General features: G+C 60.8%; 18 protein-coding genes and 4 pseudogenes. 17 read left to right on the forward strand and 5 right to left on the reverse strand.

Annotated elements, in window-relative coordinates; translation table 11 throughout:
* Positions 1 to 618 precede the first annotated feature (618 nt).
* The 5 genes from MOV74_RS12090 to MOV74_RS12110 all read left to right on the forward strand — a co-directional run bounded on the left by MOV74_RS12090 (position 619) and on the right by MOV74_RS12110 (position 4146).
* On the forward strand, positions 619 to 966 hold the full coding sequence (locus MOV74_RS12090; RefSeq protein ID WP_246921883.1) for a hypothetical protein: 348 nt from the start codon (positions 619 to 621) through the stop codon (positions 964 to 966).
* 96 nt (positions 967 to 1062) lie between these two features.
* Entirely contained in the window at positions 1063 to 1725 is a 663-nt protein-coding gene (locus MOV74_RS12095; RefSeq protein ID WP_246921885.1) for a hypothetical protein, read from the forward strand.
* Between the two features lie 190 nt (positions 1726 to 1915).
* Positions 1916 to 2437 (forward strand): DUF4303 domain-containing protein, encoded by a 522-nt coding sequence (locus tag MOV74_RS12100; protein WP_246921888.1) that lies wholly within the window; start codon positions 1916 to 1918, stop codon positions 2435 to 2437.
* Between the two features lie 89 nt (positions 2438 to 2526).
* Positions 2527 to 3357, forward strand: coding sequence for a hypothetical protein (locus MOV74_RS12105; RefSeq protein ID WP_246921890.1), 831 nt, complete (start codon positions 2527 to 2529; stop codon positions 3355 to 3357).
* A 258-nt stretch (positions 3358 to 3615) separates the two neighbouring features.
* Entirely contained in the window at positions 3616 to 4146 is a 531-nt protein-coding gene (locus MOV74_RS12110; protein WP_246921892.1) for a DUF4303 domain-containing protein, read from the forward strand.
* Between the two features lie 168 nt (positions 4147 to 4314).
* Here the strand turns inward: MOV74_RS12110 and MOV74_RS12115 are convergent.
* Positions 4315 to 4701, reverse strand: a pseudogene (locus MOV74_RS12115) (GMP synthase (glutamine-hydrolyzing)); the annotation flags it as partial.
* Between the two features lie 77 nt (positions 4702 to 4778).
* Between MOV74_RS12115 and MOV74_RS12120 the strand changes: the two are divergent.
* A pseudogene (locus MOV74_RS12120) lies at positions 4779 to 5018 on the forward strand (TrbI/VirB10 family protein); the annotation flags it as partial.
* Positions 4984 to 5202, forward strand: coding sequence for a DUF2274 domain-containing protein (locus tag MOV74_RS12125; RefSeq protein WP_246921894.1), 219 nt, complete (start codon positions 4984 to 4986; stop codon positions 5200 to 5202). The pseudogene MOV74_RS12120 and the gene MOV74_RS12125, both read left to right, overlap by 35 nt.
* Before the next feature lie 84 nt (positions 5203 to 5286).
* Here the strand turns inward: MOV74_RS12125 and MOV74_RS12130 are convergent, their stop codons facing one another.
* Entirely contained in the window at positions 5287 to 6186 is a 900-nt protein-coding gene (locus MOV74_RS12130; protein ID WP_246921896.1) for an AraC family transcriptional regulator, read from the reverse strand.
* Positions 6187 to 6356: 170 nt separating this feature from the next.
* Here MOV74_RS12130 and MOV74_RS12135 point away from each other — a divergent pair, with 170 nt between their 5' ends.
* From MOV74_RS12135 to MOV74_RS12145, 3 genes and pseudogenes are all read left to right on the forward strand, one after another.
* Positions 6357 to 7031 (forward strand): glutathione S-transferase family protein, encoded by a 675-nt coding sequence (locus MOV74_RS12135; RefSeq protein ID WP_246921898.1) that lies wholly within the window; start codon positions 6357 to 6359, stop codon positions 7029 to 7031.
* 385 nt (positions 7032 to 7416) lie between these two features.
* Positions 7417 to 8169: an SDR family oxidoreductase gene (locus tag MOV74_RS12140; RefSeq protein WP_246921900.1), complete on the forward strand. Its 753-nt coding sequence runs from the start codon at positions 7417 to 7419 to the stop codon at positions 8167 to 8169.
* A 130-nt stretch (positions 8170 to 8299) separates the two neighbouring features.
* Positions 8300 to 8662 (forward strand): annotated as a pseudogene (locus tag MOV74_RS12145) (zinc-binding dehydrogenase); the annotation flags it as partial.
* Between the two features lie 46 nt (positions 8663 to 8708).
* Here MOV74_RS12145 and MOV74_RS12150 read toward each other — a convergent pair.
* On the reverse strand, positions 8709 to 9290 hold the full coding sequence (locus tag MOV74_RS12150; RefSeq protein ID WP_246921902.1) for a TetR/AcrR family transcriptional regulator: 582 nt from the start codon (positions 9288 to 9290) through the stop codon (positions 8709 to 8711).
* 112 nt (positions 9291 to 9402) lie between these two features.
* Between MOV74_RS12150 and MOV74_RS12155 the strand changes: the two genes are divergently transcribed.
* From MOV74_RS12155 to MOV74_RS12175, 4 genes are all read left to right on the forward strand, one after another.
* Positions 9403 to 10251: an alpha/beta fold hydrolase gene (locus tag MOV74_RS12155; protein WP_246921903.1), complete on the forward strand. Its 849-nt coding sequence runs from the start codon at positions 9403 to 9405 to the stop codon at positions 10249 to 10251.
* A gap of 392 nt (positions 10252 to 10643) precedes the next feature.
* Positions 10644 to 11474: an enoyl-CoA hydratase/isomerase family protein gene (locus MOV74_RS12160; protein WP_246921905.1), complete on the forward strand. Its 831-nt coding sequence runs from the start codon at positions 10644 to 10646 to the stop codon at positions 11472 to 11474.
* A 220-nt stretch (positions 11475 to 11694) separates the two neighbouring features.
* A complete protein-coding gene (locus tag MOV74_RS12170; RefSeq protein ID WP_246921907.1) occupies positions 11695 to 12696 on the forward strand; it encodes an NADP-dependent oxidoreductase in 1002 nt (333 codons plus the stop codon).
* 29 nt (positions 12697 to 12725) lie between these two features.
* Positions 12726 to 13712: an MDR family oxidoreductase gene (locus MOV74_RS12175; protein WP_246921909.1), complete on the forward strand. Its 987-nt coding sequence runs from the start codon at positions 12726 to 12728 to the stop codon at positions 13710 to 13712.
* Positions 13713 to 13904: 192 nt separating this feature from the next.
* Here the strand turns inward: MOV74_RS12175 and guaA are convergent, their stop codons facing one another.
* Positions 13905 to 15503, reverse strand: coding sequence for a glutamine-hydrolyzing GMP synthase (guaA, locus tag MOV74_RS12180; protein ID WP_246921911.1), 1599 nt, complete (start codon positions 15501 to 15503; stop codon positions 13905 to 13907).
* A gap of 150 nt (positions 15504 to 15653) precedes the next feature.
* Between guaA and MOV74_RS12185 the strand changes: the two genes are divergently transcribed.
* From MOV74_RS12185 to MOV74_RS12195, 3 genes are all read left to right on the forward strand, one after another.
* Complete coding sequence (locus tag MOV74_RS12185) at positions 15654 to 16025, forward strand: nuclear transport factor 2 family protein (RefSeq protein WP_246921913.1); 372 nt, start codon at positions 15654 to 15656, stop codon at positions 16023 to 16025.
* 259 nt (positions 16026 to 16284) lie between these two features.
* On the forward strand, positions 16285 to 16617 hold the full coding sequence (locus MOV74_RS12190) for a DHCW motif cupin fold protein (protein WP_246921915.1): 333 nt from the start codon (positions 16285 to 16287) through the stop codon (positions 16615 to 16617).
* 264 nt (positions 16618 to 16881) lie between these two features.
* Positions 16882 to 17091: a cold-shock protein gene (locus MOV74_RS12195; protein ID WP_008141931.1), complete on the forward strand. Its 210-nt coding sequence runs from the start codon at positions 16882 to 16884 to the stop codon at positions 17089 to 17091.
* A gap of 203 nt (positions 17092 to 17294) precedes the next feature.
* Here MOV74_RS12195 and MOV74_RS12200 read toward each other — a convergent pair.
* Positions 17295 to 17602, reverse strand: a pseudogene (locus MOV74_RS12200) (MFS transporter); the annotation flags it as partial.

Here is a 17602-nt window from a genome sequence, read left to right on the forward strand (position 1 = left end):
CGCACGCTGCTTGCGGCTCCAGCGCGCGCGGCTTGCGCGCGGCGGGCCTGCGCCGGAGCTTCAACGGTCACTGGAGGCAGCTGAGCTTGAGCGTAACTCTTGCCGTCAAAGCCTGCATCCAACACAAACAAACTGCAGGTCGCGAGAAAACCACGCCTCACGGCATTCAAACCCAGCATTCCAATCCCCGGTTAGAGAACTACCTCAGCTGCTGACTTATGGGCACACGGAGACGGGGAAACGAAATTGAATGGGTCTAAACAATGCTCTCTCGTCGCGCCTGTGACATAGTTGCGACTCCGGTGCTGTAAGCCCAGCATGCGACAAGTTGCATGTCGCGCCTGCTTCCGGAAAAATCCCGCGCGCCACGCGGAATATTCCTTGGCGCGTCCGGATTCCTTCGGCTTTGAAGTGCGGTGCATATCTCATGCTCGCGAGATCAGATTGCATTGAGCTGGCGGCTATCTTTCCGTACGGCCGCACGGGCAGCATAGCGTGGGCACGTCACGCCGATTGCGACACGCATCACTGGTTGCAGCGCCGGGGTCGAGGCGGTAAACCGCCGGATGCCCCTGCCAGCATCCGCCTGCGGCCTCCCACACTCAACGGAATCCAAGCATGAATACAGTTCTTTCGATCGTCGTCCTGGCTGCCGAGATTCTCGCCAGCGCATTGAGCGCCTTCGTTTCGTTGGCTGCACTCGGCTTCGCGGGAGAAGCCACGCGATCCAAGGATTTGACTGCCCTTGGATGGGCCCTTGGGGCGCTTTACCTCATCGTCGCTTTCACGCCACTCGTCGCAACTGGATGGGTTGCATACAGAAGATTCTTTTCAGAACAGACTTTTCCCGTGCTTGAAATCGTTTCGTCACCATACCTGGTCCCGGTGGTGCTATGGGTCGGGGCTGCGATTTTCTGCATCGGGCTGCTGGCTTTTCAAAACGGCGCAGGGTTGGCTCCGCGATAAGCGCAAGGGCTTGGAGTTTGAGGCGGATTGATGCGCAGTCCGCCGAGCTCGTAGGATGGGTAGAGCGAGGCGATACCCATCGGAAGCACGCGTGGATTGGAACGCAAAAGCAGAGAAGCTTCGCGCACGCAGACATCGATCCCACCGACATCCATAAAATGGCAAATGACCCCTGCAGAAAAGATCATCGAGTACCTGGAGGGGCGCGTCCCCCTGTCCGACTTCTACGCACAGCTCCTGCACGACAAGGCGCTGCAGGAGTTTCTGGAGCAGGATGCGTCCATTCCGCCCTACACCAACAAGAGCAGCCTGTTCCTGTACATCATGGATCAGAACGTCTCGGATCCTGCGACCGACCTCAACCTGCGGGACGCACTGTCGAAGCTGCTGACAGCGCTCGGCGTCGAACACGAGATCGATACGTCCAGTCACAAGAACTACGAGCTGGTTCTGGATGCTTCACCAGCCTGGCTTTCGCCGCCGGAATCTTACGTCAAGGCGCTTCTCGCGGGTTTCGAGACGTTAGGCAGCAAACGAGAGAAGCTCGCCTTTGCGAGAGACAAGATCGCCAAGGACTTCCGCTACCTTAAGAGGCCGCCAAAGTGGCTGCAGTCGCCGTCCTGGCCGTTCCACGGCGACGCGCCGCTGCTGTTTGTCGGACAGCTCGACGCCTCAGGTCTCGCCCACGATATGGCGCAGATCTACGTCTTTTTCGACGAGCGGGATCGCGGCATCCAAACATTGATGCAAGTGGCCTGATGCACTCATGTCGGCTCCCAACCGCGCGCATACCGTGGCAAATGCCAAAGGCGTTGCGTCGAGGCCTGAGGCGGGCAGACGCACGCATTTCGCAGCAAAATCTTTCCCCAACTGCTGCTACTCGCCAGATGAAAAGCGAATTGCAGCAGATTGCAAAAGATACATTTGGATGGCCTTAAGGAGATGGCGTGTGAATTGGAAAGACATTTCTGAGGAAATTGAAGTATCCTCACTGAAGGCGGTAGAAAGTCTATTCTCTCGGTATGATCGAGAGCATATATATGCGTTGGCTCTATTTACGTCCGATGACGGCGCCAGCATCTCGATGGCCGCAAACACTGAAGAAGGCTATCAGGCGCATTTAGCTGCCGAAGCCGAGGATGAGCCGAATTCACCGGAGGATGAGATCTACTACCGTTGGGCGCCGGCCGAATGGGTCGTAGAAGGCTGGGACAGGGCTGCCTTTTCACGGGTGAACGCACTTCTCGCGCAACAAGAGAAATCAGACTTCGACAGTTACTTCGACAATCTTATTGAAGCGATGATCACCGCACTGGCGACGGTTAAGGAGACACTGGGCGAGCGACTCGCGGATGTCACGGCTTTCGTGACGGTGACGGACAGCGACGCCGCCGAAGGGATCGAGAACGCTTCGGCCTCGCGCATCAACGCGGCCGATCTTGCCGGCCGTTTCTTGCTCCGCTTTGGTTGAGCTTCGGCCAGAGTTTTGGCCGATCACCGCCACCCCGGCATCGCTCCACCCGGCGATGATCGGTCGCGGCCGGGGATGTAGGATCGAAGATGGGCAAGTATTTGCAAGCTATGGAACCGCATTATTCGGGAGGGTATGCCGCGATCGGCGACGAGGGCGCGCATGCGCGCATCGCCGAAGCGATGACGGCGTACGAATATCGGATTCAGAAGGGGAAAGTCGCCTGCAACGGCGTCGGCAAGGTGATTCTTGCCGGCCCAGCCGCAGAGCGCCGGGTCACGGACCTAATCGACGTGCTGCGCTACGAACACCCGTTGGGCGAGCATCCGGAAGTCAACGCCCTGCCGTCTCCCCATGCGCGCTTTGTCGGCGAGGCGCACCATGCCTTGCGTGAGCTGGGGGCGGACCGCGGATGGGATCTCGACGCGCTTGAGGCGGTATATCGCCAGGTGGTGGAAGCCGATTATCGGTTCAACGGCGTCTGGACCAAGCCCAAATGGAACGCCAGCAGGACCTGCGCCCTGGGGGTCGAATGGCGGACAGATCGCCAGCTAGAACTCGGCTTCACCGCTACCCCCAAGGACGGCGAGACGCGCTGGGCGCCGTTCCTCGCCTCGTCGATCGGACTGGGTAAGATCGACACGGCGGCGGGCAAGCTCGTCTGGCAAGACGATCGCCATGCTCTACTCTGGCACAGCAACAAGCGCGACCGGTGGCGGATCGACACCGAGACCCTGCAGATCGACTTCCTCTACGCGCCTGCCGAGGAAGGAAACCCACACGGACAGTACCAGCTTGGTAAAATGTATTTGGACGGAGATCAGTGGGTTGCTGTTGACCCCATCAAGGCTCGATATTGGTTGGTGAAATCGGCCGGCCAGGGCTTCGCGCGCGCCAAGCGACTCCTGGAAGATCTCTGAGCGCGATCAGTGCTGCTCGGCCGAGTCCATCCGGACGAAGATTTCGATATCTATTTTCGACTACCTCATTGACGGGATAATCCATGCGTTCACCCATCTACGGGCCCCGCGCACAGGTGCTAGAAGGGGTCAGGTTGTTCGTGACGATCTCCGGCAGCGAAGAGGTTGAAGCGGTCGGCCAATCATCTGAATCCGCCGACGCTCGCTGCTGTTTGTCGGACAGCTCGACGCCTCTGCCATGATCGAAAGGAAGCGCATGTGGACTGGCACGCAAAAGTAGAGAAGCTTCGCACAGCGACAATCGCAACGGTTGACGCGTTGACTTCGTTACTCAAAGGGCAGCGCCTCTACGCGATCTGTCTTCAGACGGCAGATGATGGCATGAGCGTTGGGCTCTGCGCCAATACCGAGGAGGGGTATGCCGAGAAACGCGCCTCCGAGGCTGAAATTGAGGACATGACCCCGCAATACTCCGCTTATCTACGCTGGGCCCCCGCCGAGTGGCGATACGAGATTTTTGGGGACGACCATTTTGCGGACATCAATCGCGACCTCATCGCAGCGGGCGCCAATTCGAACAGAGATTTCAGCATCTATTTCGACCACCTCATTGACGCGATGATCCATGCGCTCGCCCATCTGCGGGCCGAACGGGCGCAGGCGCTCGAAGGCGTTACGCTATTCGTGACGATCTCCGACAGCGAAGAGGCTGAAGCGGTCGAGCGGCGGTCAGCCAATCGCCTGAATCCGCCAACGCTTGCCGGTGAATTCGGCCGTCCCTTGGACTAGGCGGCGTTTGCAGTGCGCCTGCCTGGAAGGGCGAGCATCCCCGGCCTTGAGAGAGTCATCGGCGAATTGGAAAACGAGGTGTCCAACAAGAACGTCGCCATGGCAGCGACTTGTTCCTGACGTTCCAACACCCCCGATAGATCGCGAACGTCGCCGGCGTGGACTGAATCATTCCCACTCAATCGTCCCAGGCGGCTTGCTGGTCACGTCGTACACCACCCGGTTCACGCCCTTCACCTCGTTGATGATGCGCGTGGCGGTCTCGCCCAGGAACTTCATGTCGAACTGGTAGAAATCGGCGGTCATGCCGTCGGTCGAGGTGACGGCGCGCAGGCCAACCACATAATCATAGGTGCGGCCGTCGCCCATGACGCCCACCGTCTTCACCGGGAGCAGCACGGCAAAGGCCTGCCAGATCTCGTCGTAGAGGCCGTGCTTGCGGATCTGGTCGATGTAGACGGCGGCGGCCTTGCGCAGGATGTCGAGCTTGTCCCTGGTGATGTCGCCGGGACAGCGGATCGCTAGGTCGGGGCCGGGGAACGGGTGGCGGCCTAAGCGTTTGCAACCTCGCCCCCTCCCCATGAAGCCGGCACGCAATGAACGCTGGACGCCTCCATTGCGCGGCCATGGCAGCAGTCGGCGCCGAACTCGCCACCAACGACAACGATCGGCTGATCCAGGCGATCCGCAACGGCGGCCAGGACACGATCAACGACGCAGGCCAGCAGATCGTCCGCCGCCAGCTCAACATCGCGCCGACGCTCACCATCCGTCCGGGCTTTCCCGTGCGCGTGATCGTCACGCGCGACCTGATCCTCGAACCCTACGGAGCGCGAGATGACCAAGCTGAAGCTCGGCGCAATTCAAGATGAGAAGTCGGTGAGAGTGACCCTAGAGCTGCCCGCCTCTGTCCATCGCGACCTAGTCGCCTACGCCGAGGCACTTGCTGACGAAACCGGCCAAGGGGTGTCCGAGCCGTCCAAATTGATAGTTCCCATGATCCCGCGCTTCATGGCGACAGATCGGGGCTTTTCCCGGGCGCGGCGTTCAAGTTGATGTACGCGCAAACTAGGTAGCTCACATTGCGGGCAGAATGCGCGACAAGGTGTCAGCGCACGTGGTCTGGCGGCGACGCAACGATCAGTGAATTGCGGGGTTCTCGATCGACTGTCTAAGCCGACGCAGGTCGCGAACAGGCGGTGCTCCAAACTGGCGGAGATATTCGCGGCTGAACTGCGAGGCACTTTCATAGCCAACCGCAAATGCTACGTCGGAGGCGCTGTTGTCACCGGCAAGCAGCAACTGCCGCGCCTCCTGCAGACGGATCTGTTTCTGATATTGGATCGGGCTGAGTCCGGTCAGTGCGACAAAGTGGCGGTGCAAGCTGGCGCGGCTCATGCCACTTGCATTGCACAGGTCTTCGATCCGCAACCGAGTGTTATGGTGATCTCGGATCCACTCAACCGCACGCCGGATCCGGCCAAGCGCTCCTTCGGGCTGAGCAATATGACGCAGCAGGCGTCCCTGCGGTCCCTGCAAGAGACGATAGAGCAATTCACGTTCGGCCATTGGAGCCAAGACGGGGATGTCGCTCGGCGTGTCGAGCAGCGCAAGCAGTCGTAGCAATGTTTCGCGAATTTGGGGCGTCATTGGGTTGATCGCGATACCGCTGCCCGGTGCGTCGGTGTCGCGTATTGGCGGCATGGTGGAAGCAATTTGCGCAAGCAATGCAGGATCGAGAACGAGCGAAACTGCGACATACGGTCGGCCATGGCCAGCGTCGTAGATTTGGCCGCTCAGTGGCAAGTCCAAAGCGCTGACCAGATACTGCTCAGCACCGTAGCGAAGCAGGTTGTCATGGATAGTTACGTCCTTTGAACCTTGCAAGATGAAGCAAATCATCGAGCGGTATAGGCAGGGCGATGTGCCGGACGTCGTCTGACCTGCTCCGATCTCGAGACGGGGGATCGGCGTCACAGTCATCCCCGATCGCGCGTGGCGCAGGGCAAGGTTGAGATGGGGCTGAAGATGATCGGTCATGGTTTCATTATGACACCATTCACCGTCCGAGCAAAGCCCCTTGAGACAATTGGGCAATAGATTGAGAGTATCGGGCGAACGGGCGGAGCGTTCGGGAACTATTTGTCTGATATCGGACCGGCACTGCGGCAGCGGCGCCTGGATTGATCATTTCGACAAAGGGCCAGCCCATGACCGACACGAACCTAACCCTCATAAGCCACCCGCTCTGCCCGTTCGTCCAGCGCGCCGCGATAACGCTGTTGGAAAAGGGAGTGCCGTTCGAGCGTATAAACGTCGACCTGTCAGCCAAGCCTGACTGGTTTCTGGCGCTATCGCCGACCGGCAAGGTCCCGGTGTTGAAGGTGCGACAGCCCAACGGAGAGGATGCGGTTCTCTTCGAGAGCATGGTGCTCTGCGAATATCTGAACGAAACGCAAGACGGCGCCTCGATGTACCCTGAGGATCCTCTCGTCCGCGCTCGGCACCGCGCTTGGATCGAGTTCGCAACCCAGACCATGGCCGACGGTTGGCAGTTCCTCCACGCCGTGGACGCTCCAACCGCTGACGCTCGGCGCACCGCGTTCCGCGACAAGCTGCGCAAACTGGAGGCGGAACTGGGCCAAGGGCCGTATTTTGCCGGCCTCAATTTCGGCATGGTCGATGCCGTCTATGCTCCGCTCTTCCGCTATTTCGGGATCATCGACCCAGCGGCAGCGACCGCGATCTTCGACGGCCTGCCGCGCGTGAACGCGTGGCGTGCGGCACTTGCCGATCGGTCGAGCGTCAGGAACGCCGTCGTCGACACCTATCCCGAGCTGTTCCGCGACCACCTTCGGCAGCATGGCGCGCTAGTCGCCGCCTGACCCTCAATCAAAGATACTAAGGAGGCGCGCTATGGCACCGCCGAACTGAGGCTCGACAAGGCGCGCGATCCAGCTTCCGCGGCTGGAAACGCTTGGGGCTGCAGACTGCCTATGTCTCGCTAGCTAGGCCGCGAACGGTCAATGACCCGGCAGCAACCAACTCATCCAGATGATTCTGCGCTGCTCGATGATCCACTTCATCAACGAGCAGTGCCTGTGATGTCGTTGCCGGGAGCGCATTGAGATAATTGGGCAAGATATTGAGCGGATCCGGCGTACTCGAAGCCTGCGGGGCGCCTATTTACCAGATACCCAACAGGACTTGGAGCGACCATGGCCGACACTTTGGGTCATAGCAATGAATTCAAACATAAGAGCGATACACATGACGCGACTTAATGGAAAGCGCACCCTCATCACCGGCGGCACAACGGGGATCGGCCTCGAAGCCGCCAAACAGTTCCTGAACGAGGGCGCGCGCGTCATCGTAACGGGCAACAACCCTGAGACAATCGCACAGGCCAAGTCGATCCTGGGCTCCGAAGTTCCCGTCATCAAGGCCGACAGCGCGAGCGTCGAAGAGCAGCAGGCGCTCGCCGCTGCGGTGAAGGAGCATTGCGGCCAGTTGGACGTCGCCTTCCTCAACGCCGGCATCTCGATCTGGCAGCCAATCGAAGCGTGGACCCCGGAAGTTTTCGACCGGATCTTCGCGATCAATGTGAAGGGACCGTACTTCCTGATTCAGGCGCTGCTGCCCGTCTTCGCCAATCCGGCGTCGGTCGTACTCAACACCTCGATCAGCGCGCATGTCGGCGCCGCCACCTCGTCGGTCTATGGGGCGACCAAGGCGGCCTTCCTCAGCCTGTCGAAGACGCTGTCCGCCGAACTCCTGCAGCGCGGTATCCGGTTCAACGCGGTCAGCCCCGGTCCGATCGACACACCGCTCTACGACAAGCTCGGCGTTCCCGATGCTTATCGCGAGCAGATCAACAAAGACATCATCGCAGGGATCCCGGCCGGCCGCTTCGGCAGCGCGGCGGAAGTCGCCAAGGCGGTGGTCTATCTCGCGTCTGACGATTCGGCTTGGACGGTCGGCAGCGAGATCGTCGTGGACGGCGGCCGCATGCTGAACATGTAAACAAGCCGGCTGCTTTTGCAGTGGCTACGTCCGGCACCGACGGGAGGGCAGTGACCCTGCCGACCCCGGTGCCGGGAGCTTTCCAAATTGCCGTAAGTCTTCGCCCTACGAAGCTATCTTATATTAACATCAGGATCGCAAGACGCTGGAAAAGTCGCTCAACGTGCTGAAGCCGGGTGGCAAGTTGATCTCGATCTCCGGTCCGCCCGACGTGCCCTTTGCCAAAGCTTTGAACCTGAACCTCTTCCTCCGCTTCCTGATGGGGATGCTCAGCAGGGGTGTTTTGAAAAAGGCCAAGGCGCGGGGCATCGCCTATTCTTTCTTGTTCATGCACGCCGAGGGGTCACAACTGGCACAAATCGCCAGGCTGATCGAATCTGGCGTGATCCGTCCGATCGTGGACAAAATCTTCCCCTTTGACCAGACACCGGACGCCTTGGCCTATGTCGAGACCGGACGTGAGGGCAAGGTCGTGATCAGCGTCGCGGACTGAATTTTCGGCACTGCCGCAAAGATATTTGGGACGCATCATCGTGGTCCTATTGTTTTTGCGCCCCATTCGCAGTTGCAGCACGGCAATCGGCGCGGCAGGTGTCAAGGATCTCGTCCGCCAAAGCCGAGGTGTCCGGGCAGGCCCGCGACAATACGAGCGCACCGACTGCTTGCGCTAGTACACTGATGGCGCGCGCGCGCGCTTCGACGCCTGAAAGTTGCTTTGCTGCAATACTGTTTGCGAACATCTCGACAAGCCCTTCAACACCATCGCCGAAAACCGATCTGGCTTCTTCAGGCAGTCGGGCCGCTTCGCCGCCCAGTGCGGCGGCCGTGCAACCCTGTCCGCGCGCATCCCGATGCGCACGCGAGATATAGGCATCGATAGCGTCAGAAGCATCATAGCCCGTATAACTCGCCACTGTATCGTCAAACCCCTTTGCAGAGGCCTCCGCAATCAGCGCGTCCTTGGAGGCGAAGTGATTGTAAAATCCGCCGTGGGTCAGCCCCGCCCGCTCCATCAGATCGGCCACGCCTACGCCATCGAAGCCGCGCTCACGAAACATCTCCGAGGCGATAGTGACGATCCTGTCGCGATTTTCCTGCTTCTTTTCCCTTGTAATCCGCACTTCCGCGTCCTTTCGACGGCCACACCATTTTTAATGATACCAATCATCATTATGGGTTGACTCTATTGATGACGTATATCATTATAAATCCACGCAACACCAGGAACAGAATGTGGCCGACACTCACGTTACTGCACCGACGCGCTTCATTGACATGGATGGCGACCGTTTTGCCTACCGGCGTTGGGGCAATACCGAAAGCGGCCAGCCGCCCCTCCTGTTGATCCAGCATTTTCGCGGAGGGATGGACAATTGGGATCCACTGATGACTGACGGCCTCGCCGCAGGTCGTGAAGTCATCCTTTATGATGGTCGCGGCATCGCCTCCTCGACCGGCACGCCCCGCAATAGGATTGAGGATATGGCCGACGACATTGCCGCCTTCGTCCGCGCGCTGGGTCTGGCGCAGATTGACCTTCTTCGCTTCTCGATTGGCGGTATGCAGGCGCAGGACGTCGCGTTGCGCCACGCGGAAATCGTCCGGAAGCTGCTTCTGCTGGGCACGGGTCCGCGAGGCGGTACCTTTGGCACCGACGAGCGCGTCGTCCCGACCGCGATGCGGCCCGAACCCGTTGTCGACGACTTCCTTTTCCTGTTCTTCGGCCGCTCTCCTGCGGCCGTGCAGGCCGGGCGCGACTTCTGGGAGCGTCGTCACCGGCGCGCCGATCAGGACACGCCGAGCTCGCCAGAGGCAATGCAGGCTCAGATGGAAGCGAATCTCGCGTGGCTTGCTCCCGTCGATCCCGCCGCACCGCTCGCTCATTTGTCGGCGATTACTCAGCCTACCTTCATTCTCAATGGTATCGATGACGTAATGATCCCGACGGTTAACGCGTTCAACATGGCGCAGGTCATCCCCAACGCTCAACTCATCCTGTATCCCGACGCCGGTCACGGAGCGCAGTTTCAGTGTCCGGAGCGCTTCCTTGGGCATGCGATCCAGTTTCTCGAGGAAGGCTGACCGTGGCCGGGCAAGATTCAAGTTCGGGGAAAGTCCGAAGATGACCGCGTGCGCCTGCTCCAACAGGATCGTCGTGTCTCCACTCGCGCGCAACCGCAGGCCTCATCGTCTCCGGAGCGACGCAGATCTCCCGCCATGGCCGGGGCTATCAGAACTCGCAGGCGTCTGCACGGCAAAGGGGGGCGCCAGCGAGGGCAAAGCAACCGACGCCCTCCATGCCAAGGCGGCACGATACCGCTAGCAGAATTACGGCGACTACCCATTCCGAAGATAACACCGCGCGAAGAGCATTAGCCTGGCAACACTGGCTTTGCCGTCCACAACGCTTAACAGCATCGACATCCGAACGCTGCACTGGTCCGATTTCAACGCTTCTGGGAAGGAAGCCCAAGATGAACTTACCACAGACTCTACGGCTGGAACGCCCAACGCCGACCGTCGCCCGGATCACATTTGCCAACCCGCCCGCCAATCTGCTGACCCCACCCACGATCGATGGTTTGCGTACGATTATCATGGATCTCGAGCAGGACTCGGCAATCCAGGTCGTCGTGTTCCAGACTGACAGTGCGGATTTCTTCTTCAACCATTTCGACGTTGCCACCGCAGGTGACTTAAACCTGCCGGCCGATCCCCGGGAAGCGGTCGCGTGGACAGACATGGTGCTCCGGCTCAGCAAGGCGCCATTCGTCAGCATCGCGGTAATCCGTGGGCGCGCCCGCGGTGGTGGCAACGAGCTGGCGCTCTCCTGCGACCTTCGCTACGCCAGCTTGGAGAACGCGTCATTTGGCCAACCTGAGGTCGGCATCGGCATTGTCCCCGGCGGCGGCGGCGCGGAGCGTCTGCCACGCATGATCGGGCGCGACCGGGCGTTTGAAGCGATCTTGAGTAGTGCTGATTATGATGCGGTGACCGCGGAGCGTTGGGGCTGGGTAACGCGCGCGCTGCCCGATTCCGAACTCGATGGTTTTGTTGACTCGATGGTCGGTCGGCTCGCGTCGTTCGACCGTCAGGCCTTGGCCGTCGCGAAGTCGATGATCAATCGAGCAACGCTGCCGCCTGATGCCGACCTGATCACCGCGTTCCGCGAGTTTATGGGAACGCTGACGCACCCCGGTTTTGCCGAGCGCGCGGGCGCGCTCGGTGCTCTCCTCGCAGAGCACGGCATGGAGGTCGAGATGCGGTTGGGCGATTTTCTCGCCGACGTGAACAGACCGCGCTAACTCATCGAACCGACCAAGGAGGCGCTGGCGCACAGACCATTGTGCGCGCAGCCAGCGATGCCGCACCGCGATTGCGTTATCCCGCCGGCAAGGCCGCCAGGCAGATCAGCCTGTTGCGCCGGCTCGTCCGGTCCAGAATGTTCGACAAGAGTCTGCGTAAGCAGATGGGTCTCCCGGTCTGATCGCCATTTCAACTTTAGCCAAAACGGAAACAAATCTCATGAAAGCATTTATTCTGGATCGCTACGGCAAGAAAAACCCGCTTCGCCTCGGCGATATGCCCCAACCCGTTCTCAAAGACACGGACGTGCTTGTGGAAATCCATGCTGCCGGGGTCAATCCCGTCGACAACAAGATTCGCTACGGGGAGTTCAAAATGGTCCTCCCGGCAAAGCTGCCTGTCCCGCTCGGGAGTGACCTCGCAGGCGTTGTTGTAAAGGTCGGCTCTCGCGTAAAAGCGTTCAAACCGGGTGACGAGGTCTTTGCTCGCCCGAGCCTGGAAAAGCTTGGCACCTTTGCAGAATTTATCGCCCTCGACGAAGCCGACTTGGCCTTCAAACCAAAGAGCATGTCGATGGAAGAAGCAGCCTCGGTTCCGCTGGTTGCACTTACCGCCTGGCAGGCCCTGTTCGATCGAGCGAAGATCAAGAAGGGTCAAAAGGTCTTCGTTCAGGCCGGCTCCGGCGGCGTGGGCATCTTCGCCATCCAACTGGCTAAACATGCGGGCGCATTCGTGGCAACCACCGCTGGCGCAAGCAGCGCCAAGCTGGTCAAGGAATTGGGCGCGGACACGGTCATCGACTATCGCCAGCAAGACTTTGCCCGCGTACTGCAAGGCTATGATTTCGCTCTTCATAGCCAGGATGCCGCGTCACTGCAGAAGGCGATCGGTATCCTGAAGCGCGGCGGCAAGGCTGCTTCAATTTCGGCGGCACCTGACCCGGCTTTCGCCAAATCGCTCGGCCTCAACTGGGGAGTCCAGCAAGTGATGCGGCTGCTGAGCATGAAAGCCAGACGGCTGGCTCGCAAGCAGGGCGTCGATTATTCCTTCCTGTTCATGCACGCCGATGGTGCACAGCTCACCAAGATCGCCGAGCTTATTGAGGCGGGGAGCCTGCGCACGGTCGTGGACCGGGTGTTTCCCTTCGCGGAAACGAACGAGGCGCTTGCTTATGTCGAAACCGGTCGGGCCAAAGGCAAGGTCGTAATCAAGATCAAATGATCGGCACCGCAACAAGGAAAACAGCAGCCATGACATTCAAAGCACTTCTGGCGACGCGCCCGGACAAAGAGATATCCGTCAATCTGGTCGAATTAAACGACGAAGATCTGATGCCCGGCGACGTGACCATCGACGTCGATTATTCCACCGTCAATTATAAGGATGCGTTGGCGCTGTCGGGCAAAGCGGGCGTGATCCAGACATTTCCCCTTGTGCCGGGCATCGATCTTGCGGGAACGGTGCGCCAATCTTCGAACTCTGGCTTTGCCGTTGGAGAACGCGTGCTGGTGAATGGGTGGGGGCTCAGCCAAACCCATCATGGCGGCTACGCCCAGCGCGCACGGGTTGGCGCTGAATGGTTGATCAAGATTCCCGAACGATTCTCGACGCGCGACGCAATGGCCATCGGAACCGCAGGTTATACCGCGATGCTTTGCATCATGGCTCTCGAACATGGAGGCATCAACCCGTCGCGCGGCGATATTCTGGTAACTGGGGCAAATGGCGGTGTGGGCTCGATCGCGATCGCGATCCTCTCCGACCTCGGCTACCGCGTCATCGCATCGACCGGGCGTCCCAACGAAGCCGATTATCTGCGCGGGCTGGGTGCCGCCGAAATCATCGATCGCGCCGCGCTCTCAGAACCCGGCGCGCCAATCGCACGTGAACGGTGGGCCGGCGCCGTAGACTCTGTAGGCAGCCACACGCTCGCAAACGTCATCGCCCAAACCCAGTATCGCGGCGTGGTGAGCGCCTGCGGTCTGGCTCAAGGCACCGACCTGGCCCAGACTGTTCTACCCTACATCCTCCGTAACGTCACACTGGCCGGAATTGATTCGGTGAACACACCGCAATCGGTTCGTGAGATTGCCTGGTCGAGGCTGGGCCATGAACTCGATCTGGCGAAGTTGCAGCGCACGATCACAACGATCGGACTTGCAGACGTTCAGCAGGTCGCCGCCGGAATGTTTGCGGGCAAGGTTCAGGGCCGCACCGTGGTTGATGTGAATTCCTGAACGCGAGGAAGCTAGCATGGCTCAATCTGATCCGAACACAAACCCGAGAACAGGCGATGTTGCGCTGATCGCTGGTGGGGGCCCCGGCATAAACGCGAGTTGCGCCCGCCTTTTCGCCGCCAATGGTATGAAAGTGGCGATTGCTGCACGTAGTCCTGATAAGCCTGTGTTGTACCCTCGGATGGGCAAAAATCATTCCCACTCAATCGTCCCAGGCGGCTTGCTCGTCACGTCGTACACCACCCTATTCACGCCCTTCACCTCGTTGATGATGCGCGTCGCCGTCTCGCCCAGGAATTTCATGTCGAACTGGTAGAAGTCCGCGGTCATGCCGTCCGTTGATGTGACGGCGCGCAGGCCGACCACGTAGTCATAGGTGCGGCCGTCGCCCATGACGCCCACCGTCTTCACGGGAAGCAGCACGGCAAAGGCCTGCCAGATCTCGTCGTAGAGGCCGTGCTTGCGGATCTGGTCGATGTAGACGGCGTCGGCCTTGCGCAGGATGTCGAGCTTGTCGCGGGTGATGTCGCCGGGGCAGCGGATGGCGAGGCCCGGGCCCGGGAACGGGTGGCGGCCGACGAAGATTTCGGGCAGGCCGAGCTCGTAGCCGAGCTTGCGGACCTCGTCCTTGAACAGCTCGCGCAGGGGCTCGACGAGCTTCATGTTCATGCGTTCGGGGAGACCGCCGACATTGTGGTGCGACTTGATCGTCACCGAGGGGCCGCCGGTGAAGGAGACGCTCTCGATCACGTCAGGATAGAGCGTGCCTTGCGCGAGGAAATCGGCGCCGCCGATCTTCTTGGCCTCCGCCTCAAACACCTCGATGAAGAGGCGACCGATGGTCTTGCGCTTGGTCTCGGGGTCGGTGACGCCTTCGAGCTCGCCGAGAAACTGCTTGGAGGCATCCACGTGCACGAGCGGGATGTTGTAGTGGTGGCGGAACAGATCGACCACGGTCTTGGCTTCGTCGAGGCGCAGCATGCCGTGATCGACGAAGACGCAGGTGAGCTGGTCGCCGATGGCTTCGTGGATCAGCACGGCCGCGACGGCGGAATCGACGCCGCCGGACAGGCCGCACAGCACCTTGCCCTTGCCGACCTGGGCGCGGATCTTGGCGATCTCCTCCTCGCGGAAGGCGCGCATGGTCCAGTCGCCGGACAGGCCTGCGATCTTGCGGACGAAGTTGCGGATCAGTTTGGCACCGTCGGGCGTGTGCACCACTTCGGGGTGGAACATCAGGCCGTAGTACTTGCGCTTCTCGTCCTGGATGATCGCGAACGGCGCGTTCGGCGAGGTGCCGGCGACGGAGAAGCCCGGCGGCATCTTCGTGATGCGGTCGCCATGGCTCATCCAGACCTGGTTCTTGCCGCCCGGCGACCAGACGTCCTCGAACAGCTTGCTCGGCGCCTTGACCTCGACATCGGCACGGCCGAATTCGCGGTGATGGCCGCCCTCGACCTCGCCGCCGAGTTGGGCCGCCATGGTCATCTGGCCGTAGCAGATGCCCATCACGGGCACGCCGGAATCGAAGATCGCCTGGGGGGCGCGCGGCGAGCCGGCCTCATGGACCGACTCGGGGCCGCCGGAGAGGATCACCGCTTTCGGCTTCATCTCGTCGAAAGCGGCTTCGGCCTTGTTGAACGGGACGATCTCGCAATAGACCCCGTCCTCGCGCACCCGACGCGCGATCAGCTGCGTCACCTGGCTGCCGAAGTCGACGATGAGAATCTTGTCGTGCGCCGAGGCCACCGAGGGCGTCGACGCGGAGCGGTCGTTCTGTGCTGCTGTCATGGCCAGCAAATACGCTGGCAGCGCGCGCGCCGCAACCGCGCGGGGGCGCGCGCCCACATTCTTCTTTGGGCATGGACAAACCGATATAGGTAAGTATTATTGACCTAATATGCCCCACTGCTCAAACAGGGGTCGATCAGGGAGAACGTCATGCCGCAGCACAACCAGCCATCAACGCTCGCCGCGCTCGGCCGGACCTGGGTCGAGGCCTGGAATTCGCGCGACCTCGAGCGCGTGCTCGCCCTCTATGACGAGGCCGCCGTGATGACCTCCGATCGCATCCCGATCCTGGGGTTCGATGCCAGCGGCACCGTGCGCGGCAAGGACGCACTTCGCGCTTATTGGGGCAAGGCGCTTGGGCTGTTGCCGGAGCTGCATTTCTCACTGGTCGATCTGTTCGTCAGCCCCGACAGCGTCGTGGTGTTCTACGCGAACGAGCGGGGCAAGAAGATCTGCGAGTATCTGCGGGTGAACGATGCGGGGCTGATCGTGCAAGGCTCGGCCAATCATTTGGCGGGGTGATTTTCCGCCCCTTGCTCAGCGCCCCCATTGTTCCGTCATCCTGAGGCGCGAGCTCTGCGGCGCGCAGCGACGCAGGGCGAGCCTCGAAGGATGCACGGCCGAGATGCAGCCGGGCTGTCGTCCTTCGAGGCTCGTCCTGCGGTGCAGGACGAGCACATCAGGATGACGGTCCGACATGGGTGCGCGGCCTCCAGTGACGGAGACCGCGGCTCAAGCATGCGCTAACAAAAACACTGCCGAGTCTGACACAGGACGCCCCATGAAACTCCCCGCTTCCCCCTTCACCGTCACCGACTGGAGCAAGGTCGAGGCGACCACGCATCCTGGCGAGAGCGGGCAGGCGTTTTGGCGCACGCTCAATATCGGTGATCTCCGGGTACGGATGGTGGAGTATTCGCCGGGCTACCGGGCCGACCATTGGTGCGATCGCGGCCACGTGCTCTACGTGCTGAAGGGCGAGCTCGACAGCGAGCTGCGCGACGGGCGCAAATTCAAGCTCACGGCGGGCATGAGCTACCAGGTCTCGGATTTCGGCGACCCCGCGCACCGGTCCTCGACCGCGACCGGCGCCACGCTCTTCATCGTGGACTGACATGCGCCCGGGCGGTTACTTTGCACCGCAAAATAGAAAAGTCGCGCGAGGTCCCGGGCCACGGGTGGTGCCTTGAACTGGCCCCAAATTCTCGCTATATTGTGATCATCGATACTTGGCCGAACGACTGGGCCGCTTCGCTTCGTTGCTGACGGGCGCGCACGCTTCAGATGACTTCTCCAAACATCGACTGAACAGGGCTATGGGCGCAATGCTGCGTACCGGTCCACGTGCGTACTCTCTAACTAACTGAAGGAAATTCCCATGGCTATGGGCACCGTGAAGTGGTTCAACACCCAAAAGGGTTATGGTTTCATCCAGCCGGACGACGGCCAGAAGGACGTGTTCGTGCACATCAGCGCCGTCGAGCGCGCTGGCCTCTCCTCCCTCAACGAGGGTCAGAAGGTCTCGTTCGACATCGTCGCCGATCGTCGCAGCGGCAAGTCGTCGGCTGACAATCTCCGCGTCGGCTAACGCCCGCGCAGCGTTCTGACCACGGACGTACCGGCAGAACGTTAGAAAAAGAAAGCCCCGCGAACTTCGGTTCGCGGGGCTTTTGTTTTTGGAGGAACCAGACGAGGTGCCGTAGGGTGGGCAAAGGCGCGCTCTTCGCCCCGTGCCCACCACCTCTCGACAACAAGCATATCGTGGGCACGGCGCTTCGCGCCTTTGCCACCCTACGAGACCTTCCTCAGCACCGAGACGAAAAACCCGTCGGTTCCCGTGCGCCGCGGCGTCAACAGCCAGCCCTCGTCGGACTGCAGCGCGGCCTCGCCAAACGCCTCCGCCTTGTCCCAGAGAACGCTCGCGGTCTGCTCGGGCGGCGCCACCGAAAACTCGGGGTGGCGGCCGACGAATGCCCTCACCTGCTCGCCGTTCTCTTCTGATAGCACCGAGCAGGTGATGTAGGCGATGCGGCCGCCCGCCTTCACCAGCGGCACCGCCCGCTCCAGCACCTCGGCCTGGTCGCGCAGGCGGATCTCCA

The organism is Bradyrhizobium sp. SHOUNA76, from assembly GCF_023006445.1.
In the GTDB taxonomy this organism is placed as follows: Bacteria; Pseudomonadota; Alphaproteobacteria; order Rhizobiales; family Xanthobacteraceae; genus Bradyrhizobium.